Below are 23,918 nucleotides of genomic sequence, written 5' to 3'. Positions count from 1 at the left end.
CTTCGATCGCCGTCCACCGGCGATTCGCCGCGCGGCCATATGCGCGGACCGCCTGGGCGCATAACATCTGCATCCATCTATCGATTCGGATGCAGGGAGAGCACTCATGCTCGACAGGTTCAGGGTCACCGGGCGATCCCTGGTGGTGGCCGTGCTGACCGCCGCGCTGACGACCGCCGGGCTGGCCGCGCCGGCTCCGGCGGGTGCGGCGGTGACCCGGGCGCAGCTGGCGCTGCGCTGGGCGCCGATCCACTACCAGGACGTCGACGCCACCGGCAGCCACGCGCTGAACGGCAGGTCGGACTACATCACGAAGGTCGACTTCGACGGCGACCTCAACGGCCGCAACAACTGGGACCGCACCGGCCAGGCCGGGGTGTCCCTGGCCGCGCACGCCTACTACTCCGTCGTGGAGACCGGCACCCACTGGTACCTGACGTACCTGTTCTTTCACCCGCGGGACTGGACCGACCACCCGTTCTTCGAGACCGAGCACGAGAACGACGGCGAGGGCGTGCTGCTGGTCGTCGAGCGCGACGGCTCCGACTACGGCCTGCTGCGCGCCGCGGTCACGGTCGCGCACACCGACTTCTACTCCTACACCCCGTCCGGCAGCACCTGGACCAGCGGCCGGGAGGGCGTCGACGGCACCCTGCAGCTGCAGTCCTCGCCGCACGACGGTTTCGCGCACCCGGTCACAGCACAGGAGGCCAAGGGTCACGGGCTGAAGGCGTACCCGCAGTACAACATCAACGGTGACGGGATCGTGTACTACCCGTCGACGGTCGCCGAGACGCCGAGCAGCGGCGACGACCGTGACGTGCGCTACCAGCTGATCGACATCTTCGCGACCGGCGGCCTGTGGGCGCAGCGCGCCAACACCACGCTGTTCGCGAGCGCGGGCACGTTCGCCGGTGACGACTCCGGCGACTGCGGCGCGGGCACCTACGACTGCAGCACCAACTCGGCCAACGCCCCCTGGGGCTGGGACGACGGCAACGACCTGCCCGCCCGGGGCCAGCTCGCCACCGACCCCGCGAAGGTCGCCGCGGAGTACTTCACCATTCCCGGCGCCCTCTCCCGCACCTACACCGCCAACCCGTACACGTCCTGAGGCGAAGGAAGGGCACCTTCCCATCGTTTCCCGATGTGGAAGGTGCCCTTCCGCATCACTTCGGCAGGATGCCGTGCAGGAAGCGGGGCAGGCCGTAGTCGAAGACGGCGTCCAGGCCCAGCTCGAAGTCGGGGATCTGCGCGACTCGGGCGATCATCGGGTAGCGGCCGGAGCCGACCAGGTCGTCGAACGCCTGGCCCTGGCGCTCCATCCACTCGTCACTGGACAGGCCGGTGTGCTGGGCGGCCTGCGCCTCGGTGGCGAAACCCATGGCCAGGCCGCGTACGAAGGCGAAGACGGCCAGGTGGATGTGCATCATCTCGGTCACCGACAGTCCCAGCGGCTCCAGCGCGGCCAGCGCGAACTCGGTGTACTTGATGCCGTGCGGCGCGAGTTCCGGCCGGGTGATCGACATCGCCGGGGCGAGCCAGTGGTGCCGCCGGAAGATGCCCCACAGCTGCCGGTTGACGAGCGTGAGCTGCGCGTGCACCCCCTTCGGCGGCACGGCGGGCAGCGGCGCTTCGGCGAACGCGGCGTCGATCATGAGCCGGACCAGGTCGTCCTTGCCGCGTACGAAGCGGTAGAGGGTCATCGTGGCCAGCCCGAAGTCGGTGGCCAGCCGGCGCATGGACACCGCCTCCAGGCCCTCGGCGTCGGCGAGCGCCATCGCGTGCCGGACGAGTTGCTCACGGGTCGGCTCGGCGGCAGCCGGGCGTGGACGCCGCTCGCGCCGGGCGGGTTGGGCGGGTTCGGCCTGTTCGGCGACCACCGTGCCGACCCCGCGTACCGCCTCGACCAGGCCCTCGGCGCGCAGTGTCGCCAGGACCTTGGTCGCGGTCGCGATGGCCACGCCCCACTCGGCGGTGATCTGCCGGGCTGACGGGATCCGGTCGCCGGGGCGCAGCTGCCCGCCGTCGATCTGTGCGCGGATCTGCCCGACGATCTGCCGGAACGGCGCCTCAGTGCTCACGCGTACTAGTACACCAGTCCCGGTCTCGCGAGCACTCACGGCGTCCACCTCGGTCGGTGTACTAGGTGGCGTACTAGTACACCTGAAGGCTTATTGCAGTCCACGACGTTGCCTCTCTACGGTGATCCCGGTGACGCGTACAGCGTACATAGAGATCGGGGAGAGACTGATGAACAAGAACACCGTACTGATATCGGGTGCCAGCATCGCCGGACCGGCTCTGGCCTACTGGCTGCACCGGCACGGCTTCGCGGTGACCGTCGTGGAACGCGCCCCCGGCATCAGGCCCGGCGGGCACGCCGTCGACATCCGCGGGGTCGCCAAGGACGTCTGCGCGCGGATGGGCATCATGGGTCAGATCACCCGCGACCGGGTGCACGAGGAGGGCTTCGCCTGGGTCGACGCGGACGGCCGGCGCACCTCGGAGATGCCCGCGAGCCTGGCCGGCGGCGAGGGCCTGGTCGCCGAGTACGAGATCCTGCGTGGCGACCTCGCCGACATCCTGTACGACGTGACCCGCGCCGACGTCGAGTACCGGTTCGGCGACCGGATCACCGCGCTGGCCGACGGGGCCGACGGGGTGAAGGTCGAGTTCCGCAGCGGACGCACCGAGGTCTACGACCTGGTCGTCGGCGCGGACGGGGTGCACTCCGGGGTGCGGGCGCTGGCCTTCGGGCCGGAGGAGCAGTTCATCAGGCAGCTCGGCGCGTACACCGCGTACTACACCATGCCCGCCCAGGCCGGTATGGACCCGCACTGGTTCCTCATGCACGGGGTGCCCGGCGGCCGCTGCGCCGGTATCCGGCCGGAGAACGACCGGACCGCCAAGGCGATGCTGACCTTCCGCTCGGCGGGACACGCCGTCGACCCGCGCGACTCCGACGCCCAGAAGCGCCTGCTGGCGCAGGTGTACGGCGGCGACGGCTGGCGCGTCCCGGCGATGCTCGACGCGATGTGGGACGCCCCCGACTTCTATTTCGACGTCGTCGGCCAGGTGCACATGCCGCACTGGACCTCGGGCCGGGTCGCGCTGCTCGGCGACGCGGGCTACTGCGCCTCGCCGATCAGCGGCCTGGGCACCAGCCTGTCCCTGGTCGGCGCATACGTGCTCGCCGGGGAGCTGGCCGCGGCGGGCGGCGACCACGGGCCCGCCTACGCCGCGTACGAGGAGCAGATGCGCGGCTACGTGACCCAGTGCCAGAAGCTGCCGCCGGGCGGCGTCAACGGGATGCTGCCGATGTCGGCGGGCGCGATCCGGCTGCGCGACGTCAGCACCCGGATCATGATCCGCCGCCCGTTCTCCCGGCTGCTGCGGCTCCAGGCGGGCAAGGCCGACGCGATCAGCCTGAAGGCCTACTGAGAAACCCGTCGTCCCAGGAACCGCGCCGGTGCGGCTCCTGGGACGACGGCGTTGCGGTGAGGCCACGGCCCCGGCTCCGGTCAGCGCGGCTCTCCACCCGAGAAGCCGCCGCCCCGCGAAACGCCGGTCGCCCCACGCCGTGACCTGATCGCCTTCTGCAGATCGGCCAGCTGCCGGGACAACCGCACGAGCTCCGCGATGAGGTGCCTGCCCCGCTGCCGCAGGACGGCGATGTCGCCGTCGAAGTCGGCCGGCTCGGCCGTGCCGGCCCGCCGTGACCAGTCGTGCCCGTTCGGCTTGTCGGCCCAGCTCATCTCGTGCTCCTCTCCATCGGCTCGCAACTACCCCGTCCGGGCCGTCCGAAAACGGACTTTCTCCGTGGCGTCGGCGGGACGGTGCGTGAGCGTGGTCACGAGACCGGTGGACCGAACACGACCGGCCCGACCAGCCCGGCGGCCAGGGCGACCTCGGCGGCGACGTAGCCGTCGGGGCGCAGCGTCAGCACCCGGCCCTGTGCCTCGGCCAGCAGCGCGTCCGCGGTGGCCCAGACGGCCGCGTGCGGGAACGGCTTCGCGTCCCCGGTACGGGTGTCGACGACCTGGTACTCCTGCCGAAGGCCGTCGGGCCGGGCGATCACCTGGCTGCCGTCCGGCGACCAGGCGAACGGGCTGTCGGGCATCGCCTTGATCGGCAGCGACCGGGTCGGCACGCCGGTCGTGGCGTCGAACAACTGCACGCTCGCGACCAGCTCGGCCGCCTCGCCACCGGCACGGTTCGCGACCGCCATCGCGATCTCCTTGCCGTCGCGGGTGAAGACGAACGAGCACTGGCTGCAGTCGTACCGGGATCGGTCCACCCAGTGCACGGAGGCCTTGCCGGACGCCACGTCGATCACGGCGAAGCCCATCGCGAACGGTTCCTTGCGGCTGGTCGTGACGACGAGCCGGTCCCCGTCGGGGGACCACGGATCCAGGCGCAGGCTGAGCGCCGGGGCCTGGTTCAGCCGGGTCGCCTTGCCTCCGGCGATCTCGACGACCTGCGGATCCTCGCCGGTCACGGCATAGCGCAGGCCGTTCGCGGCGAGCATGGCGTTTCTGGGCAGGACTCCCGGCACGTAGACGTTGCGGGCCCGGTCGAGCACCCGGTCGTCCATGGCGATGACCTGCCAGCCGCCCGGCAGCAGCACCGGTGCCTGCCCGACCGTGGACGGCGACGGCACGGCCGGCGGCGACGAGCCTGCCGAGGGCGTCAGCCCGGACGGTGGTGTGGCGCAACCCGCCAGGGCCGTCGCGGCCGTGGTCAGGGACAGCAGCCCGCCCAGGAACGCCCCGCGCCGGGTATGCCGCAGCCGCCTGATCATGTGTCGCCTCCGTGGTCAGGACGCCGCACGCCCGTCCGATGGGGACGCACAGCCTGATGCGGCTGACCGGCCCCGTGTCGGGGGCCAGGATAAGCGCCGCCGCGCTGACGCGCAGTCCCCGCGCTCAGCGGCGGTCGTACAGGAAGCGGCGCAGGGTGCGGCTGAGCCACGGCATGACCAGGTAGGTCAGGATCGGCGCCAGGATCATGGGCAGGATCGCCGCGCGTACCACCGGCGGCAGTGGCAGCTCGCCCAGGTGCTCCGCGCCCAGCAGCTGGAACACCAGCACGCACGGGTACACCCCGAGGAACGACACGATCGTCATCTTCCACCGCGGCGGGGGCAGCACCGGGCGGCCGGGCAGGCTGAACCACGTCTCCATGCCGGTGGTCGTCTCGCGCTGCTCGGCCTCCTCCGCGATGCCCTTGAGGTGGCGTACGACGACCTCGCGCTCCGGCGAGGTGAGCCACCTGCTCAGGTCACGGCCGTTGCGGAAGCGCAGCACGCAGTGATAGCGCGGCTCCGAACCCTCCTGGATGTCGCCCGGCCGCAGCCAGGTCACGCCCTGATGCCCGGGGAAGCGGGACGAGGCCTCGTTGACCTCTTCCAGCCAGCGTTCGAAGTCCGCTTCCCGGCCGGGCACGACAGACCAGGTGAACAGCACCGAGACGGGTTCGTCGTCGGGCGAGGGAGCGGGTTCGGTCACCGGCGGCGCTCGCGCTACAGCAGGTCTTCGACGGTGATGGGCAGCCTGTGGTGGCGGCGGCCGGTGGCGTGCCAGATCGCGTTGGCGATCGCGGCGGCGGTGCCGACCATGCCGACCTCGCCGACGCCCTTGACGCCCAGCGGGTTGACGACCGTGTCCACGGTCTCGATCGTCTCGATGACGACGTCGGGCGCGTCGGCGTTGACCGGCACCAGGTACTCCCCGAGGCTGGCGTTGGCCCAGCGGCCGTCCGGGCCCATGATCGTGCCCTCCAGCAGGGCGTGGCTCATGCCCCAGAGCATGCCGCCCATCAGCTGGCTGTGCGCGGTCTTGCGGTTGAGGACCCGGCCGGGGTCGAACACCCCGATCAGCTGCCGCACCCGGCACAGGCCCAGCTCCGGGTCGACGGCGACCTGCGCGAACTGCGCGCCGAACGTCATCGTGCCGTACGGGGTGTCCAGACCGGGCGGGATCCAGGTGCCCAGCGCCTCCGCGTCGGCCATCATGGCCCGTTGCAGCAGCTCGGCGTACGTCTCGCCGGTGTCGGGGCGGTCGCGCAGTGCCATCCGGCCGTCACTGACGACCACCTGCGCCGGGTCCGCGCCGTGCAGCGGGGAGTGCTCGTCGGCGACGGCCTGGGCGATGAGCTGGTCGCGCAGCGCGGTCGCGGCGATGTGCACCGCTGCGCTGACCATCCCGGCCCCGGCGGAGCCGACGGCGGCGGCGGTGTTGGGCAGGTCGCTGTCGCCGTACTGCACGCGCATCCGCTCCAGCGGCACGCCCAGCCCGTCGGCGGCGACCTGGGTCATCGCGGTCGCCGAACCGGTGCCGATGTCGGAGAAGCTGGACTGCACCACGGCGCTGCCGTCGGCGAAGATCCGGGCCCGTGCGCGCTGCGGGTTGCCGGGCGGCGTCACCGGGTAGCCGGAGCTGGCCATGCCCCAGCCGAGCAGCCAGTTCCCGTCCCTGGTCACGCCGGGGCGCGGGTCGCGTTCGGACCAGCGGGCCAGCTCCGCGCCGCGCCGGTAGCAGTCGCGCAGCCCCTTGCTGGACCACGGGTGCCCGCTCATCGGCTCGTTCTCGGCGTAGTTGCGCAGCCGCAGTTCCAGCGGGTCGAGGTCGAGCTTGGCGGCCAGCTCGTCCATGGCCGTCTCCATGACGAACATGCCCGACGCCTCACCGGGGCAGCGGGTGAACGTCGGCGTCATGGTGTTCGCCTTGATCAGGCGGTAGACGCCCTCGTAGTTCGGGCAGGCGTACATCTGGGAGGCCACGCCCAGCGACGGTTCGGCCCAGTCGTCGAAGTGCGAGGTCGGCGACAGCTTGTGGTGGCGGATCGCGGTCAGCCGGCCGTCGCGGTCCGCGCCCAGCGTCAGGTGCTGCTCCTGCTCCTCGCGGTGCCCGACGGAGCTGAACATCTGCTCGCGCGACAGGGCCAGCCGCACCGGCCGGTGCACCGCGCGGGCGGCCAGGGCGGCCAGGGCGGGATGGTCCCAGATCATCGCCTTGCAGCCGAAGCTGCCGCCGACGTGGTCGGTCACCACGCGGATGTGCGAGGGCATGACGTTCAGCAGCTCGGCGACGGTGTGCAGGGTCGCGTTGGGGCCCTGGGTGGCGTCGTAGAGGGTGAGCCGGTCGCCCTCCCACACCGCGGTCGTCGCCGAGCACTCGATCGGATTGTGGTGGTTGGCCGCGCAGTGGTACGTGTTCTCGACGGTGACCTGCGCCCGGTCCAGCGCCGCGGCGACGTCCCCGCGCGCGACCCGCCCCGGGATGAACCCGGCGAAGATCTTCTCCGCCTCGTACGCCCGGTCGCGCCCCTGCTCGACGGTGGTGACCGACGCGGTCTCCCGACAGGTGACGCGTACCAGCCGGGCCGCGTGCTCGGCCTGGTCCAGCGTCTCCGCCACCACCATGGCCAGGTGCTGCCCCGCGTAGTGGATCACCTCGTCCTGCATCGGGAAGAACGTCTGCCCCGACGCGGGCCCGCCGAACAGCGACGGCAGCAGCGGCGGCACCGAGCCGCCCTTGGGCAGGTTCAGGTGGTGCAGCACGGCGAGCACGCCCTCGGCCCGCTCGGCGTCGTAGGTGTCGATGAGCTCCACCCGCCCGCTCGGCACCCGCGAGGTGACCAGCACGGCGTGCGCCAGTCCGGGCAGTGCGATCTCGGCGGAGTAGCGGCCCGCGCCGGTGACCTTCGCCCGCCCGTCGACCCGGTCCAGCGGGCGTCCGATCGCGGCGGTCATGACACCGCTCCGCGCGCGGTCAGGGTCTCCAGCGCCCTGATGATCGTGCGCTGCGCCAGCTCGACCTTGAACGCGTTCATCGGCTGCGGCACCGCGCCGGCCAGCTCCGCCGCCGCGGCCCGCGCGAACGTCTCGCGCGTCGCGGGCGCCCCGCGCAGGAGGTGCTCGGCCGCGCGGGCCCGCCACGGCTTGGTGGCCACGCCGCCCAGCGCCAGCCGCACCTCGGCGACGGTCCCGTCCTCGACCGTGAGCGCGCACGCCGCCGAGGCGAGCGCGAACTCGTACGACTCCCGGTCGCGCACCTTCAGGTAGAGCGAGTTGCGGGCCGCCGCCAGCGGCGGGACCTCGATCGCGGTGATCAGGTCGCCGTGGTTGAGCGGGTGCTCGCGCTCCGGGGTGTCGCCGGGCAGCAGGAAGAAGTCGTCGGCGGCGATCGCATGGTGCCCGGCGGCGTTCTGCACGTGGATCATCGCGTCGAGCGCGACCAGGGCCACCGCGGCGTCCGACGGGTGCGTGGCGATGCAGTGCGGGCTGGTGCCCAGCACGGCGTGCCCGCGGTTGACCCCGCCGATCGCGCCGCACCCGGTGCCCGGCTCGCGCTTGTTGCAGCGCGCCTCGGCGTCGCGGAAGTACGAGCAGCGCACCCGCTGCATCATGTTGCCGCCCATCGAGGCCATGTTGCGCAGCTGCGCCGACGCGCCCAGCAGCAGCGCCTCGGACAGCACCGGGAACCGGTCCACCACGACCGGGGCCAGCGCGACGTCGTTCATCCGGGCCAGCCCGCCGATGCGCACCGCGCCGTCGGGCTGCACCTCGATGTGGTCGATCGGCAGGGAGTTGATGTCGACCAGGCGCTGCGACGGCTCGGCGTAGATGCGCAGCATGTCGATCTTCGTGGTGCCGCCGGCCAGGTAGGCGCTGGTCGGATCGGCGGCGACGGTGGCGATGGCGGTGGCCACGTCGCTGACGCGTGAGTAGCTAACGGGTCGCATCCTTGCGCACTCCTCCCACGCCGTCGCGCACGTCGCGGATCGCCGTGCGGATGTTCGGGTACGCCGCGCAGCGGCAGATGTTGCCGCTCATCCACTCGCCGATCTCGGCGTCGGAGCCGGCGTGCCCCTCAGCCAGCAGCGCCACCGCCGACATGATCTGCCCCGGCGTGCAGTAGCCGCACTGGAAGGCGTCCTCGGACAGGAACGCCTTCTGCATCGGGTGCAGGCTGCCGTCGACGGCCATGCCCTCGATGGTGGTGATGTCGCGGCCCTCGCAGGCGATGGCCAGCGTCAGGCAGGCGACCACCCGGCGCTTGTCGACCCATACCGTGCACGCGCCGCAGGCGCCCTGGTTGCAGCCCTTCTTGGCGCCGGTCAGGTTCATGTGGTCGCGCAGGCAGTCCAGCAGGCTGACCCGGGGTTCGATCCGCACCACGTGCGTGGCCCCGTTGACGTTGAGCACCACGTCGACCGGGCCGGGTCCCTGCACCGCGTCCGGCAACCGGGAAGCCACCATCGCTCCTCCTCTTCCCGTTCCCGCACTTCAGATCACGCTATAGCAGCTGAACCGGCACATAACGGCAAATGGCGATAGTGTGCCGCGTACCCAGCGGCGTGGCCTCCGGCCTGCGAAGAGGCTCCAGGAAAGCGGACATTCTGCCTGCGCGCGATGTCCCGGCGGGCGAGGATCGGCACATGACGGTGACAGAGCGACCGGGCGCCGGGCACACCGCCGGTGTGACGCATCTGCGTGACGACGATCTGAGCAGGCTCGACGCGTGGTGGCGGGCGGCCAACTACCTGACCGTGGGCCAGATCTACCTGATGGCCAACCCGCTGCTGCGCGAGCCGCTGCGGCCCGAGCACATCAAACCGCGGCTGCTGGGCCACTGGGGGACGAGCCCGGGGCTGAACATGCTGTGGGCGCACCTCAACCGGACCATCACCAACCGGGACCTCAACGCGATCTTCATCTGCGGGCCGGGTCACGGCGGCCCGGCGATCGTGGCCAACACCTGGCTGGAGGGCACCTACAGCGAGTTGTACCCGAGCGTGGACCGCAGCGAGTACGGCATGGCGCGGCTGTTCCGGCAGTTCTCGTTCCCTGGCGGCATCCCCAGTCACGTCGCCGCCGAGGTGCCCGGCTCGATCCACGAGGGCGGCGAGCTGGGCTACTCGCTGATGCACGCGTACGGGGCCGCGCTGGACAATCCGGGGCTGCTGGCCGCGTGCGTGATCGGCGACGGGGAGGCCGAGACGGGGCCGCTGGCGTGCAGCTGGCTGGCCAACACGTTCCTCGACCCGGCCACCGACGGGGCGGTGCTGCCGATCCTGCACCTCAACGGCTACAAGATCGCCAACCCGACGGTGCTGGCCCGCATCCCCGAGACCGACCTGATGTCGATGATGCAGGGCTTCGGCTACCACCCGATCCTGGTGTCGGGCAGCGACCCGGTGCGGGTGCACCACGAGCTGGCGTACGCCCTGGACCTGGCCCTGGACGAGATCGCCGCGATCCAGTCGCACGCCCGGCAGGGCTTCGACGGGCAGCGCCCGCGCTGGCCGATGATCGTGCTGCGTACGCCGAAGGGCTGGACCGGCCCGAAGGTCGTCGACGGGGTGCCGATCGAGGGCACGTTCCGGGCGCACCAGGTGCCGCTGTCGGGGGTGCGGGACAACCCCGAGCACCTGGCGATGCTGGAGCAGTGGATGCGCTCGTACCGCCCGGAGGAGCTGTTCGACGCCACCGGCGCGCCGATGGCGTTCCTCGCGCCGCTGGCCCCGCGCGGCTCGCGCCGGATGAGCGCCAACCCGCACACCAACGGCGGCCTGCTGCTGCGCGACCTGGTCCTGCCCGACATCCGCGGCTACGCCGTCGACGTGACCCAACCCGGCGTCCCGCAGGCCGAGGCCACCCGCGTGTTCGGCGTGTGGCTGCGTGACGTGATCCGCGCCAACCCCGACCGGTTCCGGCTGTTCGGCCCGGACGAGGTCAACTCCAACCGGCTCGGCGCGGTGTTCGAGGTGACCGACCGCGAGTTCGACGCGCGCATCTTCGACGGCGACGACCACCTCGCGCCGACCGGGCGGGTCATCGAGGTGCTGTCGGAGCACCTGTGCGAAGGCCTGCTGGAGGGTTACCTGCTCACCGGCAGGCACGGGATGCTGACCAGCTACGAGGCGTTCATCCACATCGTCGACTCGATGGTCAACCAGCACGCCAAGTGGCTGAAGGTGACCCGGGGCATCGAGTGGCGTAGGCCCATCGCGTCGCTGACCTACCTGCTGTCCAGCCACGTCTGGCGCCAGGACCACAACGGCTTCTCGCACCAGGACCCCGGCTTCATCGACCACATGGTCAACAAGAAGGCCGAGATCACCCGGATCTACCTGCCGCCCGACGCGAACACGCTGCTGTCCACGATGGACCACTGCCTGCGCAGCCGCGACTACATCAACGTCGTCGTGGCGGGCAAGCAGCCGCAGCCGTCCTGGCTGAACATGACCGAGGCGGCCCTGCACTGCCGTCGCGGCCTGGGCATCTGGGCCTGGGCGGGCAACGACGCCGGGGGCGTGCCCGACGTGGTGATGGCCTGCGCCGGCGACGTGCCGACGTTGGAGACCATGGCCGCCGTCGACCTGCTCCAGCGCTACCTGCCCGCGCTGAAGGTGCGCGTGGTCAACGTGGTCGACCTGATGCGGCTGCAGCCCGACACCGAGCATCCGCACGGCCTGCCCGACCCGCAGTTCGACGCGATCTTCACCACGGACCGGCCGGTCGTGTTCGCGTTCCACGGCTACCCGACGCTGATCCACCGGCTCACCTACCGGCGCACCAACCACGGCAACATGCACGTGCACGGCTACCGCGAGGAGGGCACCACCACCACGCCCTTCGACATGGTGATGCTCAACGACCTGGACCGCTACCGGCTGGTCATCGACGTCATCGACCGGGTGCCGGGGCTCGGGGTCACCGCCGCCGGGCTGCGCCAGTACATGACCGACGCGCGCCAGCGCGCCCGCGACTACACCCGCGCCTACGGCCAGGACGCGCCCGACATCACCGACTGGACCTGGCCGGGACGGGCGGCGGCATGAACAGTCTCGACGCCGGAGCCGGACCGGCGATGAACACCGAGGACGGCGGCGCCCGCCCCATCGTGGTCGGGGCCGACGGCTCGCCGTCGTCGCTGGCCGCAGTGCGCGTCGCCACCCGCGAGGCCGCCTGGCGGCACCTGCCGCTGCGTATCGTGCACGCGTTCATCTGGCCGCTGATGCACGTCACCATGGGCCCGTCCGAGGCCGGGCCGGGCGAGGGCGGGCTGCGCCACGACGCCGAGCGCACCCTCGCCGAGGCCGCCGCGCTGGCCAACGAGACCGACCCGTCGGTGTCCGTGCTCACCGACCTGATGACCGGCGCCCCGTCCCCGGTGCTGCTGCGCGCGGCCCGCGACGCCGAACTGCTCGTCATCGGCGACCGCGGCCTCGGCGGCTTCACCGGCCTGCTCGTCGGCTCGGTCGCCGTGCAGTGCACCGCCCACGGCCGCACCCCGGTCCTGGTCGTACGCGGCGAGGAGCGCGCCGCCGGGCCGGTGGTCGTCGGCGCGGACGGCTCACTCGACTCGGTGCCGACGATCGAGGCGGCGTTCACCGAGGCCGAGCGGCGCAAGGCGGAGGTCGTCGCGGTGCACAGCTGGACCCGTGCGGGCGGCCACTCCCACGGCGAGCACCACGACCACAAGCACGACACCGCGACCGTCGCCGAGGAGGAGGGCCACCTGCTGGAGCAGACCCTCGCGCAGGTCCGCAAGGACCATCCCGACGTACGCACCCGCGAACACCTGGTGCGCGGGCGGCCCGCGAAGGTGCTGATCGAGCTGAGCAAGCAGGCCCAGCTCGTGGTCGTCGGCGCCCACGGCCGTGGCGGCCTGACCGGCCTCCTGCTCGGCTCCGTCAGCCACCAGGTCCTGCACCACTCCTACTGCCCGGTCCTGGTGGTGCCCCGCGCGACCGGCTGAGCGGCTTGCGGCGTCGATGATCGCCGTCGCGGGTCAAAAGGTGGGGCCTAACCGCAGGTTCTGACCGGAGACAGCGATCATCGACGGGAAGCGGACGGCGCTTACGAAGGCGAAGCCACGTCCCGATGCGGGAGTCGCGCCAGCACCGCAGGGTCGAGCACGTCGGACGGATCCCAGCCCGGGTCGTCGCCGTCGGGGTCGACGACGGCGGCGAGGAACGCCGCCTCGACCGGCCGCAACGTCTCCAGCAGCGCGGTGATCGGGTGCCTGGCGGTGAACCGGGCCGTGGCACCGTCGACCAGCAGCACCGACAGCACGGCGTCGGTGTCGAACGGCAGGCCGGGATGGACGTCGCCGCCCCAGTACAGGACCGGGGTCGGTGTTCCGCCGTCGGCGAACCTGCCCGCTCCGGCGAGCATCAGCAGGCCGGTCAGGGTGCCGTAGGTGTCGGCGTGGTAGTCGTACAGGTAGACCTCCAGCGCGCCGACGTGGTGGCGGGCCAGCGTGAAGCCGCCCGCGGCGCGCGCCGTGAGCAGGTCCAGCGGGGTACGGGTGCGGTCGGCGCGCAGCGCCGCCACGGCGGCGGGTGAACCGGCGAGCGCGGTCAGGTCCCAGTCGGGCGTCTCGCCGTCGGCGCCCCAGCCGCGCCACAGTTCGTCCGGGTTCGCGATCACGTCGAGGCCGGGCAGGGCAGTGGTCAGCCACGTATCGAACCCGTCCCGCGACATCGGCATGCGGGTCGCGAGCATGTAGGACCGGCCGCCCACCGTCCACCTCCATCGTCATCGGACCGCCCGACCCTAACCGATCACGGGCAGGCGGGGTTTCGCGGCGACCGGCCATGCGGTAGAAGTGACCATGGCCGACAGACCCCGATGGATTCCGCAGGCGCCCGGTGTGGTCACGCTGCGCGCCTACGACCGCACCTGGCTGCGCGGAGACGTGCTCGCCGGGGCGACGGTCGCGGCCTACCTGATCCCGCAGGTGATGGCGTACGCCGGGCTGGCCGGCCTGCCGCCGGTGGCCGGACTGTGGGCGGCGCTGCCCGCGCTGGCGCTGTACGCCCTGCTCGGCTCGTCGCGGCAGCTGTCGGTCGGCCCCGAGTCGACGACCGCGCTGATGACGGCGACGGTCATCGCGCCGCTGGCCGCCGGCGACCCCGGCCGCTACGCCGCGCTTGCCGCGGGCCTGGCCGTCATCGTGGGCCTGCTGTGCCTGGTCAGCTGGGCGGTCCGGCTCGGTTTCGTGGCCGACCTGCTGTCCAAGCCGATCCTGGTCGGCTACATGGCCGGTGTCGCGATCATCATGATCATCGGGCAGCTGGAGCGGCTGACCGGGGTGCCGGTCGACGGCGGCACCCTGCTCGGCGAGGTCTGGGCGTTCGTCAAGGGCATCAAGCAGATCCACCCGGCCACCGTCGTGCTCGGCGCGCTCGTGCTGGCCTTCCTCTACCTGGTGCAGCGGCAGTTCCCGAAGCTGCCCGGCCCGCTGCTGGCCGTGCTGCTGGCCACGGGCGCCACCGCGCTGTTCGGGCTGCAGGACTACGGCATCGACACCATCGGCAAGATCCCGTCGGGGCTGCCGCCGTTCACGCTGCCCGACCTGACCGACTTCGCGGACCTGCTGCTCCCGGCGGTGGGCGTGATGCTCGTCGGGTACACCGACAACATGCTCACCGCCCGCGCCTTCGCCGCGCGGCACCGGCAGGAGGTCGACGCCGACCAGGAACTGCTGGCGCTCGGCGTGGCCAACCTGGGTGCGGGCCTGCTGCGTGGCTTCCCGGTCAGCAGCAGCGGCAGCCGCACCGCGCTGGCCGATGCCGCGGGCGCGCGCAGCCAGGTGTACTCGCTGACCGCGCTGGTGCTGGTCGTCTGCACGCTGCTGTTCGCCAGCCCGGTGCTGTCGGCGTTCCCGACCGCCGCGCTGGGCGCGATCATCGTGTACGCCGCGCTGCGCCTGATCGACCTGCCCGGCTTCCGCAAGCTGGCCTCGTTCCGGCGCAGCGAGCTGCTGCTGGCGCTGGCCGCGTTCGCCGGGGTGCTGGTGTTCGACATCCTGTACGGGGTGCTGGCCGCCGTCGCGCTGTCGGTCGCCGAGATGCTGGCCCGGGTGGCCCGGCCGCACGACGCGGTGCTGGGCATCGTGCCGGGGGTGGCGGGCATGCACGACATCGAGGACTACCCGCAGGCGCGCACGGTGCCCGGCCTGATGATCTACCGGTACGACTCGCCGCTGTTCTTCGCCAACGCCCAGGACCTGCGGCGGCGGGCCCTGGCCGCGGTCAGTGACGCTCCGGACGTGAAGTGGTTCGTGCTCAACGCCGAGGCGATCGTCGAGGTCGACATCACCGCCATGGAGGCGGTCGAGGAGCTGCGCAACGAGCTGGCCCAGCGCGACATCGTCTTCGGCATGGCGCACGTCAAACAGGAGCTTATGGACGAAATGGTGTCATTCGGGCTGGCGGAGGCAGTCGGCCGGGACCGGATCTTCCACACCCTGCCCACCGCAGTGGCCGCGTTCCGCGAGCAATACCCGCAAACCTCCGTCTGAGTCACGGAAGTCCTGGTCACGGCGGCTCTTGCGGGACGACCATGGTGGGGGAGGGTGCCGCCATGTTCCACAACCGCACCGACGCCGGGCACCGCCTGGCACAGCGCCTGACCTGGCTCCACGACGCCGACGTCGTCGTGCTCGGGCTGCCCCGCGGCGGCGTCGTCGTCGCGGTCGAGGTGGCTCGCGCCCTGAACGCCCCGCTCGACGTGCTGGTGGTACGCAAGCTCGGCGTGCCGTTCCAGCCCGAAGTGGCCATGGGCGCGATCGGCGAGGAGGGCGTACGGGTGCTCAACCCGAGCGTGCTGACGGCCGCCGGGATCACCGCCGACGCCCTCGACCGGGTCGAGCAGGCCGAGCGGGCCGAGCTGGAGCGCCGCGTGCAGCGGTTCCGGCACGGCCGCGACGCCGAGGCGCTGGCCGAACGCACCGTCGTGATCGTCGACGACGGCGTCGCCACCGGCGCGACCGCCCGTGCCGCCTGCGAGATCGCCCGCGCCCGTGGCGCGTCCCGGGTCGTGCTCGCGGTGCCGGTGGCCGCCGCCGACACCGCCGCCGAGCTCGGCACGGTCGCCGACGAGGTGGTCTGCCTGGAGACCCCGGAGCTGTTCCTGGCCGTCGGCGAGCGCTACGACGACTTCCGGCAGACCTCCGACGAGGAGGTCGTGGCGCTGCTGGAGGGCTCCGCACACATCCTGGAGGGCAGGCACCCGGCATGACCGCGGCAAGACGCCGGAATCCTGCGGTGCGCACGGGCCGAGACCAGACCTGGGTTTGGCTCACACACTGACACGTCATGGCGCGTTAGCGCCGTCCAGTCGAGGGGTAGGGGGCGCGGCATGACGAACTTCCGGATCGTGGTCGGAGTCGACGGTTCCGAGGGCGGGCGGCGCGCCCTGCGCTGGGCGGTGCACGAGGCGGCCGGCCGAGGCGGCACCGTGCAGGCCGTGGCGGCCTGGCGCTGGGACGAGACCGACGACGACGTCATCGGCTCGGCCGCGCGCGAGGTCACCAGCGCCATGCTCGACCGGGAAGTGGGCGCGCTGCCGACCATCCAGCGCGAGGGCGTCGCCATCGCTCGCGAAGTGGTCGAGGGCCGCCCCGCCGACGTGCTGGCCGCTGCGGCTGCCGACGCGGACCTGCTGGTCCTGGGCAGCCACGGCACGAGCCGCCTGATGCACACCGTGCTCGGCTCGGTCAGCGAGGAGTGCATCGGCAAGGCCAACTGCCCCGTCGTGGTCGTGCCGGTCGGCCACGAACTGCCCCACGCCGACCTCGCCGTCCCCGATCCCGCCGGCTGACCCGCCCGCCGATCATCCGAGCTGCCCGGTAAGTCACCCGATGGCGGGCTGACTGTCGGGAAGCCGAACCGGCGGCAGTCGCCCACCGCACAGTACGGGCGCGGCCGCCGCCGCATGCTCGACCGATGACCGACACTGCGGCCGGGCCGACCCGGCGACGGATGCTGGCGGGGTTCGGCGCGCTCGCCGCCCTGGCACTGCTGCCCGGTTGCAAGGAGGCGATCGAGGCCGCGGCGGACAGCTGCCCCGAGGACCCGGCCGAGTCGGGCGGCGTCACCTGGAATCCCGACATCGGCCGCCCGATGTTCTGGGGCGTGCACGACCTGACCAGCGCCGTCCACGGCACCCCGCGCGACCTGCGGGTGTACTACCCGACCTACGGCGGTGCGACCGCCGGTGCGCCGATGCTCAAGCTGTGCCTGACCCGCTGGCCGGTGGTGCTGCTGCTGCACGGCCAGCCGCCCAAGGGCGTGAGCCTCACCCGGTACCACGTGCGGTGGGAGCGGTTCGCGGCCGTGCTGGCCCGCTGCGGGTACGCCGTCGTGGTGCCGAGCCACCCGGCACAGTTGTCGCAGGGCGGCGACGATCCGGCGATCACCGCGGCCGCCGCCGACCTGGCCTGGGTGCGGACCCAGTGGGAGCACCGGCGCTGGATCGACGACCGCGCGGTCTCGACCGCCGTCATCGGGCACTCCTACGGCGGGCTGCTCGGTGCGCGGGTGATGGCGGCCAATCCCGACTTCGCCGCGTTCGTCAGCCTCGGCGCGCCGTACGCCGAACTCAACGACCGGGCGACGGTGCTCACCGGGATCGGCGCGCCGACGTTCTTCGCCTGGGCGGTCGGCGGCAGCGGCGGCGGCCAGATCTTCGAGGACCTGGACGGCACCACGAAGATCTGGGACGGCCTGCCCCAGCCCCGCTACGCGGCCGTCTACCAGGGCGAGCACTTCGACTACCTGCGCCCGCAGGACGTCGGCACCGACCTGCGCGGCCCCTGCCCGCAGCTCGGCGGCGCGATGGCCGACCTGGTCGCGCTGTTCCTGTCCACGCACCTGCCGGTGCCGCTGGGCCGCACCCGCGTCGGGGCCGACCTGATGCCGCCGCAGGTGGACCTGACCCCGCAGCAGGAGTTCTTCGCCGGGGCGCACCTGCAGGGCGTCGCCCAGTTCGCGGCCGCGCCCGGCTGCCGCCTAGATCTGCGCTGGAAGCTCGACGCAGTGACGGGTTCCCGTCGCCTCGGACCGTGAGCCGTGGCACCGAACATGGCTCGTGGCAACGGCATCGGCCCTGGTGAGGACACCGGACGAGGCGGCCCCGGACCGTGTCGGACGGTGTCGTCGGCGGCGCACGGCCGATGGCGTGGGCCAGAGCCCGCACGTTAGAGTCTGCGTCCGTGACGCCACTGTCCGCCGCGATCGACCCGCGCCGAAACTCCCTCAACGCCCTGCGGCTGCTGTTCGCCGCCGCGGTGATCGTGTCGCACGCGCCGCAGGTGGCCGGGTGGCGCGAGCCGTACAAGTGGGGCGACCTGGAGATCGGCGGCTGGGCGGTGGCCGGGTTCTTCGCCGTCTCCGGCTGGCTGATCACCGGCAGCAGGCTGCGGCTGGACATGCGGCAGTTCCTGTGGAACCGGGTCGTGCGCATCTACCCGGCCTACTGGGCGGCGCTGATCGTCACGGCGTTCGTGCTCGCGCCGATGTCGCTGGCCTTCGACGCGGGTGCGGCCTGGGACCCGGTGTCGGCGGTGCGCTACGTGTTCGCCAACGCGACCCTGGTCGAGGTCCAGCAGAAGATTCAGCACACGCTGGTGAGCGCGCCCTACGACGCGACCTGGAACCTGTCGCTGTGGACGCTGATGTACGAGTTCGCCTGCTACGTCGGCGTCGGGGTGCTGCTGTCGTTCGGGTACGCGCGCCGCGAGCGCTGGGTGACCCTGGCCGTGTTCGCCGTGCTGGCCGCAGGCACTGCCGCGTTCGAGTTCACCGACTTCCACGTGCCCGGCATCGTGGCGATGAGCTTCCGCCTCGGGGGCTTCTTCCTGGCCGGGGCGGTGCTCAAGCGGTACGCCGACGTGATCCCCTCGGTGTGGTGGCTGGCCGTGCTCGCGACCGGGGTGCTCGGTGTGCTGTGGGCGACCGGCACCGTGAAGGCGTTCGCGGCGCTGCCGCTGGGCTACCTCACCATGTACCTGGGTGGCCGCCTGCCGCTGCACAAGGTCGGGCGGCGCAACGACATCTCGTACGGCGTCTACATCTACGCGTTCCCGTTGCAGCAACTGCTCGCGATGGCCGGGGCCACCGCCTGGGGCGTGGTCGGGTACGTCGCGGCGACCCTGGTCGCGGTCGTGCCGTTCGCGGCGGCGAGCTGGTTCGCCGTCGAGAAGCCCGCGCTGCGGTTCAAGGATCTCGGCCGCCGCGCCGCGGTCGTCGTGCCGCCCCGCGCGGAGTCCGGCCCGTCCGACGTGACCATGGAGATCCCGGTCGCCCGGCACTGACGCCCGTGCCGGGCTGCCACAATGAATAAGTGATGTTCCGGGGCGAATCGGTCGCTGCCGTCGCGTGGTGCGCGTGTACGGGCTGATCGGCCTGGCCGTCGTGCTGATCGCGTGGGCGGCGGTGTCCGCCCGCGCGGCGCGCTTCAGCGTCACCGTCCCGGTCGCGCTGCTGCTGGCCGGCCTGCTGCTGGCGGGCGGCGACGATGCGCCGGTGCACCTGGACGTGGCGTCGTCGGGCGTGCAGCAGCTGCTGCAGCTGGCACTGGCTCTGATCCTGTTCACCGACGCCACGGAGATCAGCCTGCGTCGCCTGCGCTCGGCCGGCCACCTGCCGCTACGCCTGCTCCTGATCGGCTTCCCGCTCACCGTGCTCGCCGGTCAGCTCGCCGGCACCGCGCTGTTCCCCCAGGTGGGCGTATGGGTCATCGCCCTGGTCGCGGCGGCGCTGACCGCCACGGACGCGAGCCTGGCCACCGAGCTCGTACGCCACGAGCGCATCCCGCCCGACCTGCGTACCGCGGTGACCGTCGAGAGCGGCCTCAACGACGGCTTGGCCGCCCCGCTGGTGGTGTTCTTCGCCGCGGCGGCCGCCGCCGTCGGAACGCCGCGCACCCCCGGCGCGGTGCTCGGGCACACCGTCGTCGAACTCGTGCTCGCACTGGGGGTGGGCCTGGCCGTGGGCGCGGGCGGCGGCGGGTTGCTGCGGTGGGCCCGCGGCCGGGACTGGAGCGCGGCGCGCGCCGAACGGCTGGCCTACCTGGCGATCGGGGTGCTGGCCTTCGAGGCGGCCCACGTGCTGCACGGCAACGGCATCGTGGCGGCGTTCGTCGCGGGCCTGACCGTCCGGGCCGTCGACCGGGACCTGCCCGAGCAGCGCCTGCAGACCTCGCACGACGTGGTGGCGCTGCTGTCGGCCGGGGTCTGGTTCGCATTCGGGTCCCTGATCCCGCACTCGCTGGCCGATCTCGGGGACTGGCGCGTCCTGCTCTACGCCGTGCTCAGTCTCACCGTCGTGCGGATGCTGCCGGTCGCGCTGAGCCTGGTCGGGTTGCGCCGCCGCCCGCGCGAGGTGTGGCTGCTGTCCTGGCTCGGGCCGCGCGGGCTGCCCAGCGTGATCTTCGCGTTGATCGGCGTACAGCAGCTGACCGGTGCCGCGGCGCAACTGGTGGTGAGCCTGATCATGGCCACGGTGCTGCTGAGCGTGCTGGCCCATGGCCTGTCGGCGATCCCGATCGCCGAACGCTGGAGCAGCCCGCCACCGAACCCGTGATCGGCCGCGCCGGACACGGACCCGGACCGGCGTGGTGCAAGATCGTCCGATCTGCCTGGCACCTGGGCGTCAGGATACGCACAACTGCTCGGCAAGTCGGACGATCAACGACGGCGGTCAGGAGGCCAGGATGGCGGCTTTCTGCTGTTCGAATTCGGCGTCGGTGAGGACGCCGGACGCCTTGAGGTCGGCAAGGGTCTTCAGCTGCGTGAGCTTCGCGTCCATGCCGCCCCCGGCGGGCGCCTGTGGCGCGGCCTGTGGCTGATTCGCCTGCTGCTGTGCCAGCTGCTGCTGGTACGCCTGCTGTTGTTGCTGGTAGGCGGCCTGGTCGGCGTACGCCTGCTGCTGGGCGGCCTGCTCGTCCTGCTGCGTCGCCCAGCGGCCCGCCTGCCGCCGTGACACGCGGTTGGATACCGCCGTTGCCGTCCCGGCCACCACGGCCGTGCGCGCCACTCCTCGAAGCAATCCCATGATCATATCCCCCGTCTCGCTGTTCGGGTCACCCGCCGGTCGCGGCCAGCAGCGCCTGCACCGGGATCCGGCCGCCGGCGACCAGCTGCGCGCCGCCGCGCCGCCAGGCCCGTGCCAGCGGAGCCGCCCAGGAGTTCTCGTAGACGATCAGCCCGGCGGAGTTGCCCGGCGCGATGGCACCGGCGGCCTCGGCTAGGTCGTCGGGGTCCAGCAGCCCGGACGACGCGCCCTGGAACACCGCGAACTCGCGGGCGCCGGTGGCGTCCATGTCCTCGATCTTCACGGCGGTGACGGTGCCGTCGGCGTCCTTGCGGATGAAGGCCAGGTCGAGGATGCGGATCACACCCCGGTCCACGAGGTCCAGCAGCAGCGGGATGCCCTCGCCGGTCATGTGGTTGCCGGGGAACTCGATCACCACGTAGTCGACCGGGCCCATCTCCTCGAACTCGCTCACGTCGTCGTTCTGGCTCATGTGGTTCTTCCTCCCAGCAAGCGTGGTGACCGCCCGCCCGCGCCCGTGCCTGCATCGTAGGCACGGGCGGGGTGGCGGCGAGCGTGAATCGGCGAGGCGGCGGCCCCGCGTGGTCATACCGACGCCGGTGACCTCTTGCGCTTGGCGGCGGCGGTGCCGAGCTCGGGACGCCCCCGGCCCTGGCGGTCGGTGTGCAGCAGGCCCCGGCCGAACGCGTCGACCCGGCCCCAGCGGCCGGGGATGCCCAGCAGCTCGATCTGGCCGATGCCCACCGGCAGCGCCGCGTCGACCACCAGGCTGTCCTCCAGCGGCTGCAGGCCCAGCATGGTCCGCAGCAGCAGCAGGGGAGCGCCGGTCGACCAGGCCTGCGGGCTGCACGCGGTCGGATACTGCACCGGGTACTTGGTCTCCTCGCGCGGGTAGCCGCCGAACGCCTCCGGCAGCCGCCCGTCGAAGTACTCGGCCGCGTCGAGGATGCCGGCCGCGATCTGCGCCGCCTCCTTCTTGAAGCCGTACCGGCGCAGGCCCCAGGCGATGAACGAGCAGTCGAACGGCCATACCGTGCCGACGTGGTAGCCGATCGGGTTGTAGCGCTTCTCGCCCAGGGCCAGGGTGCGCACGCCCCAGCCGGAGAACAGCCGGGGCCCCAGCAGGTGGCGGGCGACCGCGCGGGCCCGCGACTGCGGCACGATGCCGCTCCACAGCAGGTGCCCGATGTTCGAGGTCAGCACGTCGACCTGCTTGCCCTCGGCGTCCAGCGCGAGGGCGTAGTACTCGCCGTCGGCGACCCAGTAGTCGCGGTTGAACCGGCGCTTGAGGTCGGCGGCCTGCTTCTCCAGCTTGTTCGCGTAGTCGGGGTCCTTCCAGATCAGCCGGGCCAGCCGCGCCCCGCGCATGCGGGCGTCGTAGGCGTAGCCCTGCAGCTCGCAGGTGGCGCGCGGGAAGCCGGGCAGGGTGCCGTCGCGGTAGGAGATGGAGTCCCAGGAGTCCTTCCAGCACTGGTTCTCCAGGCCCGACTTCTCGTTGCGCCGCTGGTACCAGACGTAGCCGTTACCGAGCAGGTCGGCGTACTCGTCGACCCAGCGCAGCGCGGCGCGGGCCTCCAGCTCCAGGTCGCGTACCAGTGCCTTGTCGCCGGTCCAGCGCTCGTACTCGTCGAGCAGCACCACGAACAGGGCGGTGGCGTCGGCGTTGCCGTAGTACGGGCTGTGCGGCTGCTCCTGGAACGCCGCCGACTCGCCGTAGCGGATCTCGTGCAGGATCCGGCCGGGGTCCTCGTCGCGGAAGTCGTCGAACCGGCTGCCCTGGCGCGCGGCCAGCTCCCGCAGCGTGGTCGCGGCCAGCTCGGGCGCGAACGGCAGCGCCTGCAGGCTGGTGAAGATGCTGTCCCGGCCGAACATGGTCATGAACCAGGGCAGTCCCGCCGCGGGCAGGCTGCGCCCGGCCGAGGTCAGCGGCGAGAAGCGCAGCGCGGCCAGGTCGATCAGGCTGCGCCGGTAGGTGCGCCGCAGCGGCCCCCACTCGCACTCCAGCTGGGGTGCGCCGTCGAGCCACCGGTCAAGGTCGGCGCCCATGTCCTCGGCCACCTGCGGGCCGCCGAGCCGGGTCCGCTTGCCGCCCCGGCCGATCAGCAGCGGCGTCACCCGCAGCTCGCAGGTCCAGCTCTCCTGCGGCTCGACCCGGATCCTGTACGTGAGCCCGTGCTCGTCCATCTTCGCGCGCGGCTCCGAGGTGATCTCGGTGGCCCGGTGGAACGTGTCGCGCCGGTAGCCGAAGGTCAGCCGGTCCCGGCCGACCTCGTGATACAGCTCGCCCTTCTTGCCCTCGTCGTTCTTGACGTCGAACAGGTCGGAGAAGTCGCTGGCGGCCTCCATGTGGATGGTCAGCTCGACGGCCTGCTCGCCGTGGTTGAGCACCGCGAGCCGTTCCCGGAACCCCTCGGTGACCGTGCGCTGGCGCATCACCGACAGCTTCGCGTCGACGTAGACCGTGCCGCCGCCGGGGGCGAGGAAGAACCTGGTCTCGAAGTACTGCAGGTCGTCGACGGACAGGGTGCCCAGGCGGTGGCCGTCGACGGTGAGCACCCACGTCGACAGGAAGCGGGTGTCCCAGGCGAACAGCCCGGACGGGTCGGTGCGGGACGCCTCGATGTCGCCCCGGTCGTCGCTGACGACGAACGTGTTGCCGTTGAGGATGCGGACCTGCTCAGCCATGGTCGGCCGCCGGGTGGGTGCTGCGGATCGGCCCGCGGAACACGCGCTGGAACAGCTGCAGCAGCTCCAGGTCGCCGTCGGCTTCCAGAGCGCCGCGCAGCAGCGCGGCGAACGCGTTGTCCTTGCCGGTGACGATGTCGGCGAACACGTCGGCGTCGGCCGAGATCGCGCAGTCGGCCTTCTGGTTGTGCCGCGACACCGCGAACCTGCCGTGATCGACCGCGACGAACCAACGCTCGCTGCTGCCTTTCTCGCCGATCTCGAATCGGATGTTGCCTGAGCTGCTGCGCAGTAACGGTTCTTCGCCGCGCTGGGCGAGGTCGGCGAAGAACTGGTCGGTCGCCGTGGGCATGTGCACCATCTCCTTGAGAGGGCGG

21 protein-coding genes and 1 pseudogene are annotated in these 23,918 nt (G+C 72.1%); 10 read left to right on the top strand and 12 right to left on the bottom strand.

Going from position 1 to position 23,918, the window contains the following annotated elements; genetic code table 11:
* The first annotated feature begins 106 nt into the window (after positions 1-106).
* Positions 107-1,114, top strand: coding sequence for a hypothetical protein (locus HAV40_RS01185; protein WP_239086243.1), 1,008 nt, complete (start codon positions 107-109; stop codon positions 1,112-1,114).
* Positions 1,115-1,169: 55 nt separating this feature from the next.
* Here HAV40_RS01185 and HAV40_RS01180 read toward each other — a convergent pair whose 3' ends face one another.
* Positions 1,170-2,084, bottom strand: a complete 915-nt coding sequence (locus tag HAV40_RS01180) for a GntR family transcriptional regulator (RefSeq protein ID WP_166378090.1) — start codon at positions 2,082-2,084, stop codon at positions 1,170-1,172.
* Between the two features lie 169 nt (positions 2,085-2,253).
* Between HAV40_RS01180 and HAV40_RS01175 the strand changes: the two genes are divergently transcribed.
* Positions 2,254-3,444: an FAD-dependent monooxygenase gene (locus tag HAV40_RS01175; protein WP_166378088.1), complete on the top strand. Its 1,191-nt coding sequence runs from the start codon at positions 2,254-2,256 to the stop codon at positions 3,442-3,444.
* An 80-nt stretch (positions 3,445-3,524) separates the two neighbouring features.
* On the opposite strand, the gene HAV40_RS01170 is transcribed toward HAV40_RS01175, so the two are convergent.
* The 6 genes from HAV40_RS01170 to HAV40_RS01145 form a co-directional block, all read right to left on the bottom strand.
* Entirely contained in the window at positions 3,525-3,758 is a 234-nt protein-coding gene (locus HAV40_RS01170; protein WP_166378086.1) for a hypothetical protein, read from the bottom strand.
* A 95-nt stretch (positions 3,759-3,853) separates the two neighbouring features.
* Positions 3,854-4,804, bottom strand: coding sequence for a TolB family protein (locus HAV40_RS01165; protein ID WP_166378084.1), 951 nt, complete (start codon positions 4,802-4,804; stop codon positions 3,854-3,856).
* 124 nt (positions 4,805-4,928) lie between these two features.
* On the bottom strand, positions 4,929-5,510 hold the full coding sequence (locus HAV40_RS01160) for an antibiotic biosynthesis monooxygenase (protein WP_166378082.1): 582 nt from the start codon (positions 5,508-5,510) through the stop codon (positions 4,929-4,931).
* Positions 5,511-5,524: 14 nt separating this feature from the next.
* Positions 5,525-7,756: a xanthine dehydrogenase family protein molybdopterin-binding subunit gene (locus tag HAV40_RS01155; protein ID WP_166378080.1), complete on the bottom strand. Its 2,232-nt coding sequence runs from the start codon at positions 7,754-7,756 to the stop codon at positions 5,525-5,527.
* Positions 7,753-8,748 (bottom strand): FAD binding domain-containing protein, encoded by a 996-nt coding sequence (locus tag HAV40_RS01150; protein WP_166378078.1) that lies wholly within the window; start codon positions 8,746-8,748, stop codon positions 7,753-7,755. Before HAV40_RS01150 ends, HAV40_RS01155 begins: the two co-directional genes overlap by 4 nt.
* On the bottom strand, positions 8,735-9,262 hold the full coding sequence (locus tag HAV40_RS01145) for a (2Fe-2S)-binding protein (protein WP_409364967.1): 528 nt from the start codon (positions 9,260-9,262) through the stop codon (positions 8,735-8,737). The genes HAV40_RS01150 and HAV40_RS01145 overlap by 14 nt, the downstream gene beginning before the upstream one ends.
* Before the next feature lie 182 nt (positions 9,263-9,444).
* On the opposite strand from HAV40_RS01145, the gene HAV40_RS01140 reads away from it, so the two are divergent.
* Positions 9,445-11,850 (top strand): phosphoketolase family protein, encoded by a 2,406-nt coding sequence (locus HAV40_RS01140; protein ID WP_166378074.1) that lies wholly within the window; start codon positions 9,445-9,447, stop codon positions 11,848-11,850.
* Positions 11,847-12,770 (top strand): universal stress protein, encoded by a 924-nt coding sequence (locus HAV40_RS01135; RefSeq protein ID WP_239086241.1) that lies wholly within the window; start codon positions 11,847-11,849, stop codon positions 12,768-12,770. Before HAV40_RS01140 ends, HAV40_RS01135 begins: the two co-directional genes overlap by 4 nt.
* A gap of 101 nt (positions 12,771-12,871) precedes the next feature.
* Here HAV40_RS01135 and HAV40_RS01130 read toward each other — a convergent pair whose 3' ends face one another.
* Positions 12,872-13,537: a hypothetical protein gene (locus HAV40_RS01130; protein ID WP_166378072.1), complete on the bottom strand. Its 666-nt coding sequence runs from the start codon at positions 13,535-13,537 to the stop codon at positions 12,872-12,874.
* 91 nt (positions 13,538-13,628) lie between these two features.
* Between HAV40_RS01130 and HAV40_RS01125 the strand changes: the two genes are divergently transcribed.
* From HAV40_RS01125 to HAV40_RS01100, 6 genes are all read left to right on the top strand, one after another.
* On the top strand, positions 13,629-15,320 hold the full coding sequence (locus HAV40_RS01125) for a SulP family inorganic anion transporter (RefSeq protein WP_166378070.1): 1,692 nt from the start codon (positions 13,629-13,631) through the stop codon (positions 15,318-15,320).
* A gap of 62 nt (positions 15,321-15,382) precedes the next feature.
* On the top strand, positions 15,383-16,039 hold the full coding sequence (locus HAV40_RS01120) for a phosphoribosyltransferase (protein ID WP_166378068.1): 657 nt from the start codon (positions 15,383-15,385) through the stop codon (positions 16,037-16,039).
* Between the two features lie 120 nt (positions 16,040-16,159).
* The gene (locus tag HAV40_RS01115; protein ID WP_166378066.1) at positions 16,160-16,621 is read left to right on the top strand and encodes a universal stress protein; all 462 of its coding nucleotides are present in this window, start codon (positions 16,160-16,162) and stop codon (positions 16,619-16,621) included.
* 125 nt (positions 16,622-16,746) lie between these two features.
* Positions 16,747-17,868 carry an alpha/beta hydrolase gene (locus HAV40_RS01110; RefSeq protein ID WP_166378064.1) on the top strand — a complete coding sequence of 374 codons (1,122 nt, stop codon included), beginning with the start codon at positions 16,747-16,749 and terminating at the stop codon, positions 17,866-17,868.
* A gap of 146 nt (positions 17,869-18,014) precedes the next feature.
* The gene (locus HAV40_RS01105) at positions 18,015-19,115 is read left to right on the top strand and encodes an acyltransferase family protein (RefSeq protein ID WP_166378062.1); all 1,101 of its coding nucleotides are present in this window, start codon (positions 18,015-18,017) and stop codon (positions 19,113-19,115) included.
* Positions 19,116-19,182: 67 nt separating this feature from the next.
* A complete protein-coding gene (locus HAV40_RS01100; protein WP_166378060.1) occupies positions 19,183-20,385 on the top strand; it encodes a cation:proton antiporter domain-containing protein in 1,203 nt (400 codons plus the stop codon).
* Between the two features lie 117 nt (positions 20,386-20,502).
* On the opposite strand, the gene HAV40_RS01095 is transcribed toward HAV40_RS01100, so the two are convergent.
* From HAV40_RS01095 to HAV40_RS01080, 4 genes and pseudogenes are all read right to left on the bottom strand, one after another.
* Complete coding sequence (locus HAV40_RS01095; protein ID WP_203671291.1) at positions 20,503-20,856, bottom strand: SHOCT domain-containing protein; 354 nt, start codon at positions 20,854-20,856, stop codon at positions 20,503-20,505.
* Positions 20,857-20,884: 28 nt separating this feature from the next.
* Complete coding sequence (locus HAV40_RS01090) at positions 20,885-21,328, bottom strand: DUF6325 family protein (protein ID WP_239086240.1); 444 nt, start codon at positions 21,326-21,328, stop codon at positions 20,885-20,887.
* Positions 21,329-21,504: 176 nt separating this feature from the next.
* A pseudogene (locus HAV40_RS01085) lies at positions 21,505-23,541 on the bottom strand (amylo-alpha-1,6-glucosidase); the annotation flags it as partial.
* Positions 23,534-23,893: an SCP2 sterol-binding domain-containing protein gene (locus tag HAV40_RS01080; protein WP_166378055.1), complete on the bottom strand. Its 360-nt coding sequence runs from the start codon at positions 23,891-23,893 to the stop codon at positions 23,534-23,536. The pseudogene HAV40_RS01085 and the gene HAV40_RS01080, both read right to left, overlap by 8 nt.
* Between the last annotated feature and the right edge of the window lie 25 nt (positions 23,894-23,918).

Source organism: Catellatospora methionotrophica, from assembly GCF_011297335.1.
Taxonomy (GTDB): Bacteria; Actinomycetota; Actinomycetes; order Mycobacteriales; family Micromonosporaceae; genus Catellatospora; species Catellatospora methionotrophica.
Note: the sequence above shows the minus strand (reverse complement) of the source record. Positions and strands in the feature narration are given on the sequence as shown.